Origin of the sequence: Pseudomonas viridiflava (genome assembly GCF_003702045.1) — a bacterium.
In the GTDB taxonomy this organism is placed as follows: Bacteria; Pseudomonadota; Gammaproteobacteria; order Pseudomonadales; family Pseudomonadaceae; genus Aquipseudomonas; species Aquipseudomonas viridiflava_C.
On sequence record NZ_RBTP01000076.1, the window covers coordinates 280837 to 295785 of the forward strand.

The following is a 14949-nucleotide window of genomic DNA, read 5'->3' on the forward strand; positions in this document are numbered from 1 at the left end:
CTATTAAACAAGTTGAACAAGGTGCAACCACTTTCAATCGACAAGTTGCACCCATTCCAAAAAACCAGTTTTCTGGCGTCTGACGCCCTATTTTGGGGCAGATGACGGCGATCACTCAAATAAAAATGTCCCCTGAAACGGCAACTCGCTGTTTTCCATGACAAAGCTAAAAATTGTCATGAAATATCCTGAAAAAAAGGTTGCACCCGGTTGCACCTTATCCCGATGCGAGGCTAATCTGCGTCAAAGCCAAAGCCACACCCGCAGTGGCGACAATGAGGACAATACATGGCCACCACCACTCTGGGCGTCAAGCTGGACGACCCGACCCGCGAGCGATTGAAAGCAGCCGCCCACTCCATCGACCGTACCCCGCACTGGTTGATCAAGCAGGCCATCTTCAATTACCTGGAAAAGCTGGAGAGTGGTGCAACCCTGCTGGAGCTCAACGGTTCGACGAGCAAGGACACTGACGACCGCGGCGACCTGGCAGACGATGCCGGGCTGCAATGCTTCCTCGACTTCGCCGAAAGCATCCAGCCGCAGTCCGTGCTGCGCGCCGCCATTACGTCCGCGTACCGCCGCCCTGAGCCTGAAGTGGTGCCGATGCTGCTGGAACAGGCACGCCTGCCGGTGCCAATGGCCGAAGCCGCCAACAAGCTGGCCGCCTCCATCGCCGAGAAATTGCGCAACCAGAAGAGCGCTGGCGGCCGGGCCGGTATCGTTCAAGGCCTGCTGCAGGAGTTTTCGCTGTCGTCCCAAGAAGGCGTCGCGCTCATGTGCCTGGCCGAAGCGCTGCTGCGTATTCCGGACAAAGGCACTCGCGACGCACTGATTCGCGACAAGATAAGCAACGGCAACTGGCAGCCGCACCTGGGCAATAGCCCGTCGCTGTTCGTCAACGCCGCCACGTGGGGCCTGCTGTTGACCGGCAAGCTGGTTGCCACACACAACGAAGCAGGCCTGACTTCATCGCTGAGCCGCATCATCGGCAAGAGCGGCGAACCCATGATCCGCAAAGGCGTGGACATGGCGATGCGCTTGATGGGCGAGCAGTTCGTCACTGGCGAAACCATCGGTGAAGCACTGGCCAACGCCAGCCGCTTTGAAGCCAAAGGCTTCCGTTACTCCTACGACATGCTCGGTGAAGCCGCACTGACCGAGCACGACGCGCAGAAATACCTGGCGTCCTACGAGCAGGCGATCCACTCCATTGGCAAAGCGTCTCATGGCCGTGGCATTTATGAAGGTCCGGGCATCTCCATCAAATTGTCGGCGCTGCACCCGCGCTACAGCCGTGCCCAGTACGAACGCGTGATGGAAGAGCTATACCCGCGCCTGCTGTCGCTGACCCTGCTGGCCAAACAATACGACATCGGTTTGAACATCGACGCCGAAGAAGCCGACCGCCTGGAGCTGTCGCTGGACCTGTTGGAGCGCCTGTGTTTCGAGCCGCAACTGACCGGCTGGAACGGCATCGGCTTCGTGATCCAGGCTTACCAGAAACGCTGCCCGTACGTGATCGACTACGTGATCGATCTGGCCCGTCGCAGCCGCCACCGCCTGATGATCCGTCTGGTAAAAGGCGCGTACTGGGACAGCGAGATCAAGCGCGCCCAGGTCGAAGGCCTGGAAGGCTACCCGGTCTATACCCGCAAGGTGTACACCGACGTGTCCTACATCGCCTGTGCCCGCAAACTGTTGGCGGCACCGGAAGTCATCTACCCGCAATTTGCCACGCACAACGCGCACACCCTGGCGGCCATCTACCAGATCGCCGGTCAGAACTACTACCCCGGACAGTATGAATTCCAGTGCCTGCACGGCATGGGCGAACCGCTGTACGAGCAAGTTGTAGGCAAGGTCGCTGATGGCAAGCTGAACCGTCCGTGCCGCGTGTACGCGCCGGTCGGCACCCATGAAACGCTGCTGGCCTATCTGGTGCGCCGCCTGCTGGAAAACGGTGCCAACACCTCGTTCGTCAACCGTATTGCCGACCACACCATCTCCATTCAGGAATTGGTGGCCGATCCGGTCAACCAGATCGAGCGCATGGCCACCCAGGAAGGCGGTTTTGGCCTGCCGCACCCGCGCATCCCGCTGCCACGCGATCTGTATGGCAGCGAACGCGCCAACTCCAGCGGCATCGACATGGCCAACGAACACCGTCTGGCGTCGCTGTCTTCGGCTCTGCTGGCCACGGCGCACAACGACTGGAAAGCGGCTCCGATGCTGGGTTGCCCAGCCAGTGAAGGCGTGGCGACCGCCGCACTGAACCCGTCGGATAGCCGTGATGTGGTCGGCCATGTGCAGGAAGCCACCGTGCAGGACGTCGACAACGCCATCCAGTGTGCCTTGAGCGCAGGCCCGATCTGGCAGGCCACGCCGCCCGCCGAGCGGGCTGCCATCCTGGAGCGCGCCGCCGACTTGATGGAAGGCGAGATTCAACCGTTGATGGGCCTGCTGGTCCGAGAAGCCGGCAAGACCTTCGCCAACGCCATTGCCGAAGTGCGCGAAGCCGTAGATTTCCTGCGCTACTACGCGGTGCAGGCCCGCAACGATTTCACCAACGACGCACACCGCCCGCTGGGTCCGGTGGTCTGCATCAGCCCGTGGAACTTCCCACTGGCGATTTTCAGTGGTCAGGTCGCTGCTGCGCTGGCTGCGGGTAATCCGGTCCTGGCCAAGCCTGCCGAGCAGACGCCGCTGATCGCCGCTCAGGCCGTGCGCTTGCTGCTGGAGGCTGGCATCCCTGAAGGTGTGGTGCAACTGCTGCCGGGGCGCGGCGAAACCGTCGGTGCCGGTCTGGTCGGCGATGAGCGCGTCAAAGGCGTGATGTTCACCGGCTCCACCGAAGTGGCGCGTCTGCTGCAACGCAACGTGGCCGGTCGACTCGACTCGCAGGGCCGTCCGGTTCCGCTGATCGCCGAGACGGGCGGCCAGAACGCCATGATCGTCGACTCATCGGCACTGACCGAACAGGTGGTGATCGATGTCGTATCGTCGGCCTTCGACAGTGCCGGTCAACGTTGCTCGGCACTGCGCGTGCTGTGTCTGCAGGAAGACTCCGCCGATCGCGTCATCGAAATGCTCAAAGGAGCGATGGCTGAAAACCGCCTGGGCAACCCGGAGCGTCTGTCTGTGGACATCGGCCCGGTCATCGACGCCGAAGCCAAGTCGGGCATCGAAAAACACATCCAGGCCATGCGTGATAAAGGCCGCACCGTGTATCAGGTGGCCATCGCCGACAACGCCGAACTCAAGCGCGGCACCTACGTGATGCCGACCCTGATCGAGCTGGAAAGCTTCGATGAATTGCAACGCGAGATCTTTGGCCCCGTGCTGCACGTGGTCCGTTACAAGCGCAAGGAACTGGACCAGTTGATCGCTCAGATCAATGCCTCCGGTTATGGCCTGACACTGGGCGTGCACACGCGTATCGACGAAACCATCGCCAAGGTGATCGACAACGTTCATGCCGGTAACGTCTACGTGAACCGCAACATCGTCGGTGCTGTGGTGGGCGTCCAGCCGTTCGGCGGCGAAGGCCTGTCCGGTACAGGTCCGAAAGCCGGTGGTCCGCTGTACCTGTACCGTCTGCTCTCGACCCGTCCACAGGACGCCATCGAAAAGTCGTTCGTTCGGGGCGATGCCGTATCGGCACCGGATGTGCGCCTGCGTGAAGCCATGAGCAAGCCGTTGCAGGCGCTCAAAGCTTGGGCGACCAGCCATCAGAACGCACCACTGGACGTCTTGTGCAGCCAGTATGCCGAGCAGTCGCAAAGCGGCATCACCCGTCAATTGGCGGGCCCGACCGGCGAGCGCAACAGCTACGCCATCCTGCCACGTGAACACGTGCTGTGCCTGGCAGACGATGAAGCCGACCTGCTGACACAACTGGCTGCCGTACTGGCAGTGGGCAGCTCCGCTGTCTGGCCTGAAACCAACATCAGCAAACCGCTGCGCACACGTCTGCCGAAAGAGGTACAGGCACGCATCAGGCTGGTTGCCGACTGGACCAAGGACGAGGTGGCCATCGATGCGGTGCTGCATCATGGCGATTCGGATCAACTGCGCGCCATTTGCCAGCAGATCGCCCAACGCAGCGGCGCAATCATCGGTGTCAACGGCCTGTCTCACGGCGAAACCAACATCCCGCTGGAGCGCCTGGTGATCGAACGCGCATTGAGCGTCAACACCGCAGCGGCAGGGGGTAATGCGAGTTTGATGACGATCGGCTGATCAAACACAGGGGCATGTCTCGGTTAATCGAGCATGCCCTTGCTCCATTCAGTGATCCAGATAAGGCTCCAGCACTTCTTCCAGCCACTCCACAAAAGCTCGCACCCTGCGTGACATATTCTGCCGGTGAGCGACCACCACCGAAACCGGCAATGGCTCTGGACGCAGATCAGCAAGCACCTCAATCAATTCACCCTTGGCAAGATGACCGCTGAGGCTGGATAAACCCGCCTGTATAAGCCCGATACCCGCCAAACCCGCCGCATGATAGGTCTGCACACTGTTGACGCTGAGCGCGCCGGCAAGCTCCAGCGTGGCGTAACCACCATCCTTGGGGTATTCCCAGCCGAAAGGCCGACTGCCCAGTGTGGGCGTGTAATGAATCATTCGATGACCCTGGGTAACCAGGTCGTCCAGCGTGTGGGGCACACCATGACGTTGCAGATAGGCTGGGCTTGCCACGTTGACCATGCGCAAAATCCCCAGTCGCCGCGCAACCAGCGTCTCGTCGACGATCTCACCCACACGCACGGCACAGTCCATGCCCTCCAGCACAAGATCGATACGCCGGTCAGTACTCGATATTTCCAGCTGGACTTCAGGATGGCGAGACATGAAAGAAGGCAGCGCCTGCATGAGGGTCGTTCGGGCGAGTTCGGTGGGCAAATCAACGCGTAATCGACCCCGCAATGGTGCCTCACTTCCCGCGAACATCGACCCCAACTCTTCGGCGTCGGCGAGCAACGCCTGTGCTCGCACGTAAAACGCACGCCCGTCCTCAGTCAACTGCACGGCGCGTGTCGAGCGGTGAAGCAGCCTCGTACCCATCGTAGCTTCAAGACGACGTACGACATTGGATGCCCGCCCTTTCTGGATACCAAGGCTCTGCGCAGCATGGGTAAAGCTGGCCATCTCGGCAATACGGACAAAAATCGTCAGGGATTCAAGGTCGTGCATTGTTATACCAAAAGACAACTATCAGTTTCGATTGGCATACTTTATAGCAAATATACAACCGTCCATAGTCACAGTCCTGGCTACGGCATTCAGGCCGAGCCGCCCGCTTCTGCGATCCCGCAGCGAAGACCCATTGCGGCGCAATCAGAACCAGTGAGTCCATCCGACAGTGAGGGTTTTATCATGAGCATTGTTTCCTCCGGCTTGAAAGGTGTTGTTGTTTTCCACTCGGGCTATGGGCACACCACGCGTATGGCCGAGGCTGTAGCACAGGGCGCAAAAGCGAGCCTGCTGCCCATAGACGCCGAAGGTGAATTGCCAGAACAGGCATGGGCAGACATCAAGAAAGCGCACTACATCATTCTTGGCTCCCCCACCTACATGGGCGGACCAAGCTGGCAGTTCAAGAAGTTTGCGGATGCGTCGTCCAAACCCTGGTTTGAGGATCTGTGGAAAGACAAAGTCTTCGGCGGATTTACCAATAGCGCGAGCATCAACGGAGACAAGTTGTCAACGCTGCAATATTTCACCCTGCTCGCCGCACAGCATCGTGGCGTCTGGGTCGGCGTGGGGATGAAGTCGGCCAATACCAAGGCGTCGCAGCGAGATGATCTCAACCGCATGGGCTCGTTCATCGGCCCGATGGCACAGACGCCCGCCGACGCGACGCCTGAAGAAATGTCTCCGGGCGATCTGGAAACCGCACGCCTCTACGGAGCCCGAGTTGCTGAAATAGCAGGCCGACTGCTCTTCGCTGACGAGCAGGCCGCCTCGTTCAACTTCTGACTAATTGTGGGGGCCTCCCACAGGGCCTTCGCCGAGCCAGCGCCTGCTGCGCAGCCCACGCCGTTGAACACGTGGGTATCGCCACGATACCCACTGCCCACTGCCCTTCATCACCCGCATCAATCTTGCTACCCCCACCCCGTTTGCCCGCCTAGACTGGAGCGATCTTCAGCAAAGGTGCGTCGCCATGTCCGAGTCGCTGCTCAGTTCCCGTAATCTGGCTTTCGAGCTGTATGAAGTGCTGGATGCCGAAGCCCTGACCCGTCGCGAGCGCTTTGCCGAGCACACGCGTGAGACGTTCGACGCGGCGATCGGCACGGCGCGGACCATCGCAGAGAAGTACTTTGCGCCACACAACCGTAAGGCTGACGAAAACGAGCCGCGCTATGAAAACGGCGCCGCTGTGCTGATTCCCGAGGTCAAGCCTGCGGTCGATGCGTTTCTGGAAGCAGGCTTTCTCAACGCTGCACGCGACTTCGAAGCAGGCGGCATGCAGTTGCCCACCCTGTTGTCGCAAGCCTGCTTCGCTCACTTCCAAGCTGCCAATGCCGGGACCACGGCCTATCCGTTTCTGACGATGGGTGCGGCGAACCTGATCGAAAGCTTCGGCAGCGGCGAACAGAAGCAGCGCTTTCTGCAACCAATGATCGAGGGCCGTTTCTTCGGCACGATGGCGTTGACCGAGCCCCACGCGGGCTCGTCCCTTTCCGATATTCGTACCCGCGCCGAACCGGCGGCGGACGGCACCTATCGGCTGCGCGGCAACAAGATTTTCATCTCTGGCGGCGATCACGCGCTGTCGGAAAACATCGTGCATATGGTGCTGGCCAAACTGCCGGATGCTCCGGCTGGCGTCAAAGGCATCTCGCTGTTCATCGTGCCCAAATTTCTGGTCAATGAGGACGGCACCTCAGGCAAGCGCAACGATGTCGTGCTGGCCGGGCTTTTCCACAAGATGGGCTGGAAAGGCACGACTTCCACAGCGCTCAACTTCGGCGATAACGGCGAATGCGTGGCGTATCTGGTCGGCAAACCCCACCACGGCCTGAGTTACATGTTCCAGATGATGAACGAGGCACGCATCGGTGTCGGGATGGGTGCAGTCATGCTCGGCTACGCGGGCTATCTGTATTCGCTCGATTACGCCCGCGAACGCCCGCAAGGTCGTCTGCCGGACAATAAGAGCCCGGACAGCGCTCCGGTTCCGATCATCCAGCACACCGACGTGCGGCGCATGCTACTGACCCAGAAAGCCTACGTGGAAGGCGCTTTCGATCTCGGACTGTATGCCGCTCGCCTGTTCGACGACGCGCAGACCGGTGAAACAGAACAGGTTCGCCAGCAGGCCCATGAGTTACTGGACCTGCTGACACCCATCGTCAAATCCTGGCCATCGGAGTTTTGCCTGAAGGCCAACGAGCTGGCGATCCAGATCCTTGGCGGTCACGGTTATACACGCGAATATCCGGTCGAGCAGCACTACCGAGACAATCGTCTGAACCCGATCCACGAAGGCACCCACGGCATCCAGTCGCTGGACCTGCTGGGCCGCAAGCTGGCGCAAAACGGCGGTGCCGGCCTGAAGCAATTGGTCAGGCTGATCGCCGATACCGCGCAACGCGCCAGTGCGTTCAGCCAGCTCGATCACCTGCGTCAACCGCTGCAGCATCTGGTGGCGGCCTTGCAAAGCGTGACGGTCGGGCTGCTGACCGATCTTGCGCAAGGCAACGTCAACGTCGCGCTGGCCAACTCGGCGCTATACCTCAAGGCATTCGGTCATACCGTGATCGGCTGGCGCTGGCTGGAACAGGCGATTCGTGCCGAAGAGGGCTTGAGCAAAGGCAACGCGGCCGATGTCGACTTCTACAGGGGCAAACTGCAGGCCGCGCGTTATTTCCTGACCTGGGAAGTACCGGGCTGCCATCACGAACTGGCAATTCTCGAACGTCGGGACGATGCGTGCCTGTCCATGCAGCAAACCTGGTTCTAGCTCCTGTGCATGGCCTCCTGCGTAGCGTTCGAGGCCACTCTGACAGGCCATTTCTCTCCGACCAACGTGGCCGGCAATTCGCTGTGCTCTGAACGGCGCACGTGGCGTCACATCCCCCGTGTTGCGTATTTTTCCTGCACCCGGCAGGACATTGCTTTGACAGTCAGCCAATTCAACGGGTTAAATCCCTTGGCACGCGGACTGCATGGTCAGTTTTCGCCCTCTTCGTTTTTGATTCGTTTTCTATGGAGTACCGCCCTTGGATGCCACCACCATCAACAGCCTGTTCCTGATCGGCGCGTTGCTGGTAACGGCGAGCATCCTGGTCAGCTCCCTTTCCTCACGCCTCGGCATTCCGATTCTGGTGATCATCCTCGCGGTGGGCATGGTGGCGGGTGTGGATGGCGGCGGTATCATTTTCGACAACTACGCAACGGCCTATCTGGTCGGCAACCTGGCTCTGGCGGTGATTCTGCTCGACGGCGGTCTGCGAACCCGGGTCGCAAGTTTCCGGGTGGCGCTCTGGCCCGCCTTGTCGCTGGCCACGGTGGGAGTGCTGATCACCACCGTGCTGACCGGCATGGTCGCGGCCTGGCTGTTCAACCTGACCCTGATTCAGGGCCTGCTCATCGGCGCCATCGTCGGCTCGACCGACGCTGCGGCGGTGTTCTCACTGCTAGGCGGCAAGGGCCTGAACGAGCGGGTCACGGCCACGCTGGAAATCGAGTCCGGCAGCAACGACCCGATGGCGGTGTTTCTGACCGTGACCCTGATCGGCATGCTCGCCAGCGGCCAGACCGGCCTGCACTGGGGCTTGCTGGGGCATTTGATTCAGGAGTTCGGCATCGGCGCAGTGATCGGCCTGGGCGGCGGCTGGATCATGCTGCAATTGGTCAATCGCATCAATCTGGCGGCCGGCCTGTATCCGATTCTGGTGATCGCCGGGGGCTTGGCGATCTTCGCCTTGACCAACGCGATCCACGGCAGCGGCTTTCTGGCGGTCTACCTGTGCGGTCTGGTGCTGGGCAACCGCCCGATCCGCAGCCGTCATGGCATTCTGCACATGCTCGACGGCATGGCCTGGCTGGCACAGATCGGCATGTTCCTGGTGCTGGGCCTGCTGGTCACGCCGCACGACCTGCTGCCCATCGCCATCCCGGCACTGGGTCTGGCGCTGTGGATGATTCTTGTCGCACGACCGCTGTCGGTGATGGTCGGCCTGCTGCCGTTCAAGACGTTCCACGGTCGTGAAAAGGCGTTCATCGCCTGGGTCGGCCTGCGCGGCGCAGTCCCCATCATTCTGGCGGTGTTCCCGCTGATGGCCGGCCTGCCCCATGCGCAGCTGTACTTCAATCTCGCGTTCTTCATCGTGCTGGTTTCCCTGCTCCTGCAAGGCACCAGCCTGCCGTGGATGGCCAAACTGCTTAAAGTGACGGTTCCGCCTGATCCCGCACCGATTTCCCGTGCAGCCCTCGAAGTGCATGTCACCAGCGAGTGGGAGCTGTTCGTGTACCGCCTGGGTGCAGAAAAATGGTGCATCGGTGCGGCGTTGCGCGAGTTGAAAATGCCTGAGGGCACACGTATCGCTGCCCTGTTCCGTGGCCAGCAATTGCTTCACCCGTCTGGCAGTACCACGCTGGAAGTCGGCGATCTGCTGTGCGTGATCGGCCACGAACACGACTTGCCCGCGCTGGGCAAACTGTTCAGCCAGGCCCCGCAACGCGGTCTGGACCTGCGTTTCTTCGGTGATTTCGTGCTTGAAGGCGACGCGAAACTGGGTGATGTGGCGGCGCTTTACGGCTTGAAACTCGACGGTATCGATCCCGGCATACCGCTCAGTCAGTTCATTGTGCAGAAAAATCGCGGTGAGCCGATCGTGGGTGACCAGATCGAATGGAATGGAACTATTTGGACAGTTGCCGTCATGGACGGGAACAAGATCCAGAAGGTGGGCGTCAAATTCCCCGAAGGAAGCCGCCCGGGCCCCGGATTGTTCCTTTAAACTGCCAACCCACACGTACCATCACGCGACCGGTGTCTATGTTTTCCCTGCGCTCTCTTTGTGCTGCCGCACTGTTTACGCTTTGTCTTTCCACATTTCCTGCCCTTGCTGCCGACCCGCCCACCCGCGAGGCCGTGCAGCAGAGTCTCGACAAGATCGCCGACCGAAAACTGCCGGACGCCGATCAGAAAGCGTTGCAGCAGGTGCTGGAGCAAACCCTGGGGTTTCTGGCCAGCAAGCAGGATAGCGAGCAGAAGCTGACCGCGCTCAAACAGCAACTCAACCAGGCGCCCAAGCAGACGGTCGAAAATCAGCGCGAGCTGAGCCGTCTGAAGGAAAGCAAGATCGTTTCAGTGGCACAGCGCTACGGCGGCCTGGACGTGCCGCAGCTTGAGCAGATGCTCAGCCAGCGCAGCACCCAGCAGAGCGATTTGCAGAAAGAACTCAATGACGCCAACAGCCTGAGCATCACCGCCCAGACACGTCCCGAGCGTGCCCAGGCGGAAATCAGCGCCAATCAGAACCGTATTCAGCAGATCAATGCGACCCTTAAACTGGGCAAGGACAACGGCAAGTCCCTCAGCGCCGACCAGCGCAACCTGCTCAACGCCGAACTGGCGTCGATCAACTCACTTAACCTGCTGCGCCGTCAGGAGTTGGCGGGCAATAGCCAGCTGCAGGACCTGGGCAATAGCCAGCACGACTTGCTCACTGAGAAGGTTGCGCGTCAGGAGCAGGAAATTCAGGACCTGCAAACCCTGATCAACGACAAACGCCGCGCCCAGTCGCAGAAAACCGTGGCTGATCTGTCCCTTGAAGCCCAGAAATCCGGGGGTAGCAGCCTGCTGGCGACCGAAAGCGCGTACAACCTGCAACTCTCCGACTACCTGCTGCGCGGCACCGACCGCCTCAACGAACTGACGCAGCAGAACCTCAAGACCAAGCAGCAACTCGACAACCTGACACAGACCGATCAGGCCCTGAGCGAGCAAATCAACGTTCTCAGCGGCAGCCTGTTGCTGTCCAAGATTCTCTACAAACAGAAGCAGTCGTTGCCGCATCTGGAACTGGACAAGGGCCTGGCGGACGAAATCGCCAACATTCGCCTGTATCAGTTCGAGATCAACCAGCAACGCGAGCAGATGAGCACGCCTACGGCCTATGTCGAAAAACTGCTCGCCACGCAGACACCGGAAAACGTGACGCCGCAGTTGCGCCGTACGTTGCTGGATCTGGCGATCACACGCAGCGATCTGCTGGAACGCCTGAACCGTGAGCTCAGTGCGCTGCTCAACGAATCCATCACCCTGCAACTGAACCAGAAACAGCTGACCAGCACGGCGATGGGCCTGCGCTCGACGCTGGATGAACAGATGTTCTGGATCCCAAGCAATAAGCCGCTGGACATCGAGTGGTTCCAGAACATCTGGCCGCGCCTGCAAAAACAGGTCGCCACCCTGCCCTGGACATCCAGCCTTAGCGAGCTGTCGGACGGCCTGACTCAGCGCCCCTTGCTGTTCTTGCCCCTGCTGTTGTTGATCGGTGTGCTGACGTGGCGGCGCAAGGCGCTTTATCAGCGCCTGAACCGCCTGCATGCCGACATCGGCCACTTCAAGCGCGACAGCCAATGGAAGACGCCGCTCGCCCTGCTGATCAACGTATTGCTGGCCATGCCGGTCGCCTTGGGCCTGGCCCTGTGCGGCTATGCGCTACAGATCGATGCCCGCGGACAAAACGCCAACCTCGGCGAGGCGCTGTTGCAGATTGCGCTCGCATGGCTGGTGTTCTATACCGCGTATCGCGTACTGGCCCCTTCGGGCGTTGCTCAGCTGCATTTCCGCTGGGAAACGGCGCAGGTCGAATTCCTGCGCGGCTGGGTCCGTCGTTTGGGTCTGGTGGTGCTGGCACTGGTCGCCGTTGTGGCCGTGGCCGAGCACCAGCCTGCCGCGCTGGCAGACGACGTGCTGGGCATCGGTGTAGTGCTGACCTGCTACGCGTTGATGGCCTGGCTGCTGGGCCGCTTGCTGGTATCAAGCCCGACCCATCACAATGCATCGTTGTTCCGCAAAGCCGTAGGTATCGCCTTCACCGCACTGCCCATCGCCCTCTTCGTAGCGGTGTGCTTCGGCTATTACTACACCGCGCTCAAGCTCAGCGATCGGCTGATCGACACGCTTTACCTGCTGATGCTCTGGCTGGTGGTCGAAGCGACTTTCGTGCGTGGTCTGGGCGTGGCAGCGCGTCGTCTGGCCTACCAGCGAGCCCTGGCCAAACGCCAGGCAGCGCGTGACAACGGCGACAGCGATATACCGGTCGAAGAGCCGAAACTGGACATCGAACAGGTCAACCAGCAATCGCTGCGTCTGATACGTCTGGCCTTGTTGGGCGGATTCATCGGCGCGCTGTATCTGGTCTGGGCCGATCTGATCACCGTATTCGCGTACCTGGACAACATCACGCTTTACGAATACACCAGCGGCACTGGCGCAAACATGAGCATGGTGCCGATCAGCCTGGGCGACTTCATCGGTGCGGTGGTCATCATCGGCATTACCTTCGTGCTGGCGGGCAACCTGCCGGGCCTTCTGGAAGTGCTGGTGCTGTCACGCCTGAACCTGGCCCAAGGCAGTGCCTATGCCACGACGACTCTGCTTTCCTACGCCATCGCCGGGATCGGTTTCGTCACCACCCTCTCGACCCTGGGCGTGAGCTGGGACAAGTTGCAGTGGCTGGTGGCAGCGCTGTCGGTCGGACTTGGCTTCGGTATGCAGGAGATCTTCGCCAACTTCATCTCCGGCATCATGATCCTGTTCGAACGTCCGGTACGGATCGGCGACACCATTACCATCGGCAACCTGTCGGGTACGGTCAGCAAGATCCGCATTCGTGCCACCACCATCACCGACTTCGACCGCAAGGACATCATCGTCCCGAACAAGACGTTCATCACCGGCCAGCTCATCAACTGGTCGCTGACCGACACCATCACCCGCGTGACCCTGAAGCTCGGTGTGGACTACGGCTCGGATCTGGAGCTTGTGCGCGAGCTGCTGCTGCAAGCGGCCCGCGAAAACCCACGGGTGCTGAAAGAGCCGGAACCGATCGTCTACTTCCTGAACTTCGGCGAAAGCACGCTGGACCACGAACTGCGCATGCACGTCCGCGACCTGGGCGACCGCAACCCTGTTCTGGACGAGATCAACCGGTTCATCAACCGCGAGTTCAAGAAGCAGAAGATCAACATCTCGTTCCGCCAGATGGAGATCTACCTCAAGAACACCCAGGGCAAGGAATACAAGATGGTGCCCGTGGAGTCGGAGGAAAAGACCCTGCTGCCGACCGAGAAGGCCACACCACCGGTCAACACCAAAGTGGCACCGGCTACGAAGGACGCACCCGAGCCGCCTGAACTCAGGCTCGACTGATGGAGTCAACCCCAGCAGAATGCCCTCACATTTTGCTGGAGATGGCCTGTGAAAGCCCTCGACGAACTCGTCTTCGACAACCGCTTCGCCCGTCTGGGCGATGCGTTCTCCACTTCGGTCCTGCCTGAACCTATCGCCGAGCCTCGCCTCGTGGTGGCCAGCAAAGCCGCGCTGGCCTTGCTGGACCTCGACCCGGCGCAAGCGGACCTGCCCCTGTTTGCGGAAATTTTTGGCGGACACAAGCTCTGGTCCGAAGCCGAGCCACGGGCAATGGTGTACTCCGGCCATCAGTTCGGCTCCTACAATCCGCGCCTGGGCGATGGCCGTGGCCTGTTGCTGGGCGAGGTCTACAACGAGGCAGGCGAGCATTGGGACCTGCACCTGAAAGGCGCCGGGCAGACGCCGTATTCGCGGATGGGGGACGGGCGCGCAGTGCTGCGCTCCTCGATCCGCGAGTTCCTGGCCTCCGAGGCGCTGCATGCCTTGAACATCCCGAGCAGCCGAGCCGCCTGCGTCATCGGCTCCAGCACACCGGTCTGGCGGGAAACCGAAGAGCGCGCCGCGACCGTTCTGCGTCTGGCCGAGAGCCATGTGCGCTTCGGCAGCCTCGAATACTTTTATTACACCAAACAGCCGGAGCAGTTGAAGCAACTGGCCGAGCACGTACTGACTCTCCACTACCCGCATTGCCAGGAACAGGCCGAGCCGTATCTGGCGATGTTCCGGGAAATCGTCGAGCGCAACGCCGAACTGATCGCCAAGTGGCAAGCGTATGGCTTCTGTCATGGTGTGATGAACACCGACAACATGTCGATCTTGGGCATCACCTTCGACTTTGGTCCATTCGCCTTCCTGGACGATTTCGACCAGCACTTCATCTGCAATCATTCCGATCACGAAGGCCGCTACTCCTTCAGCAATCAAGTGCCGATCGCACAGTGGAACCTCAGCGCGCTGGCCCAAGCCCTGACACCGTTCATCAGCGTGGACGCATTGCGCGAAACCATCGGGTTGTTCCTGCCGCTGTATCAGGCGCATTACCTGGACCTGATGCGCCGCCGCTTGGGCCTGACACAAGCAGACGAGCAGGACGACACGTTGGTCAGCCGCCTGCTGCAACTGATGCAGAACAGCGGCGTCGATTACACCCTGTTCTTCCGTCGCCTGGGCGATGCACCGGCAGCCGACGCGCTGCGCGTCCTGCGTGACGACTTCGTTGATATCAAGGGTTTTGACGCTTGGGGCGAGACTTACCTGGCGCGCATCGCACAAGAGGGCAACAGCACGGAAGACGAACGCAAAGCGCGCATGCACGCCGTCAATCCGCTCTACATCCTGCGTAACTACCTGGCGCAAAACGCGATCAAGGCAGCCGAACAAGGCGACTACGAAGAAGTCCGCCGCCTGCACGAAGTCCTCTGCAACCCCTTCACCGAACAACCCGACATGGACCGCTACGCCCAGCGCCCACCGGATTGGGGCAAGCATCTGGAGATCAGTTGTTCGTCGTGATCGCGCACGCGGCGCTGTGGGAGTGAGCTTGCTCG

General features: G+C 60.6%; 7 protein-coding genes. 6 read left to right on the forward strand and 1 reads right to left on the reverse strand.

The window, feature by feature from the left end:
* Positions 1-288 precede the first annotated feature (288 nt).
* Positions 289-4242, forward strand: a complete 3954-nt coding sequence (putA, locus tag ALP40_RS24155) for a trifunctional transcriptional regulator/proline dehydrogenase/L-glutamate gamma-semialdehyde dehydrogenase (protein ID WP_122210651.1) — start codon at positions 289-291, stop codon at positions 4240-4242.
* A 48-nt stretch (positions 4243-4290) separates the two neighbouring features.
* Here putA and ALP40_RS24160 read toward each other — a convergent pair whose 3' ends face one another.
* Entirely contained in the window at positions 4291-5199 is a 909-nt protein-coding gene (locus ALP40_RS24160; protein ID WP_122210652.1) for a LysR family transcriptional regulator, read from the reverse strand.
* 183 nt (positions 5200-5382) lie between these two features.
* Here ALP40_RS24160 and ALP40_RS24165 point away from each other — a divergent pair, with 183 nt between their 5' ends.
* From ALP40_RS24165 to selO, 5 genes are all read left to right on the forward strand, one after another.
* Positions 5383-5985 carry a flavodoxin family protein gene (locus ALP40_RS24165; protein WP_122210653.1) on the forward strand — a complete coding sequence of 201 codons (603 nt, stop codon included), beginning with the start codon at positions 5383-5385 and terminating at the stop codon, positions 5983-5985.
* A 187-nt stretch (positions 5986-6172) separates the two neighbouring features.
* The gene (locus ALP40_RS24170; RefSeq protein ID WP_122210654.1) at positions 6173-7975 is read left to right on the forward strand and encodes an acyl-CoA dehydrogenase; all 1803 of its coding nucleotides are present in this window, start codon (positions 6173-6175) and stop codon (positions 7973-7975) included.
* A 259-nt stretch (positions 7976-8234) separates the two neighbouring features.
* On the forward strand, positions 8235-9977 hold the full coding sequence (locus ALP40_RS24175; RefSeq protein ID WP_122210655.1) for a potassium/proton antiporter: 1743 nt from the start codon (positions 8235-8237) through the stop codon (positions 9975-9977).
* Between the two features lie 38 nt (positions 9978-10015).
* Entirely contained in the window at positions 10016-13402 is a 3387-nt protein-coding gene (mscK, locus tag ALP40_RS24180; protein WP_122210656.1) for a mechanosensitive channel MscK, read from the forward strand.
* Between the two features lie 48 nt (positions 13403-13450).
* A complete protein-coding gene (gene selO / locus ALP40_RS24185; RefSeq protein WP_122210657.1) occupies positions 13451-14914 on the forward strand; it encodes a protein adenylyltransferase SelO in 1464 nt (487 codons plus the stop codon).
* Positions 14915-14949: the final 35 nt, after the last annotated feature.

Coding starts and splice junctions, on each gene's coding strand:
- putA (WP_122210651.1), top strand. CDS start 289: ATGGCCACCACCACTCTGGGCGTCAAGCTGGACGACCCGACCCGCGAG.
- ALP40_RS24160 (WP_122210652.1), bottom strand. CDS start 5,199: ATGCACGACCTTGAATCCCTGACGATTTTTGTCCGTATTGCCGAGATG.
- ALP40_RS24165 (WP_122210653.1), top strand. CDS start 5,383: ATGAGCATTGTTTCCTCCGGCTTGAAAGGTGTTGTTGTTTTCCACTCG.
- ALP40_RS24170 (WP_122210654.1), top strand. CDS start 6,173: ATGTCCGAGTCGCTGCTCAGTTCCCGTAATCTGGCTTTCGAGCTGTAT.
- mscK (WP_122210656.1), top strand. CDS start 10,016: ATGTTTTCCCTGCGCTCTCTTTGTGCTGCCGCACTGTTTACGCTTTGT.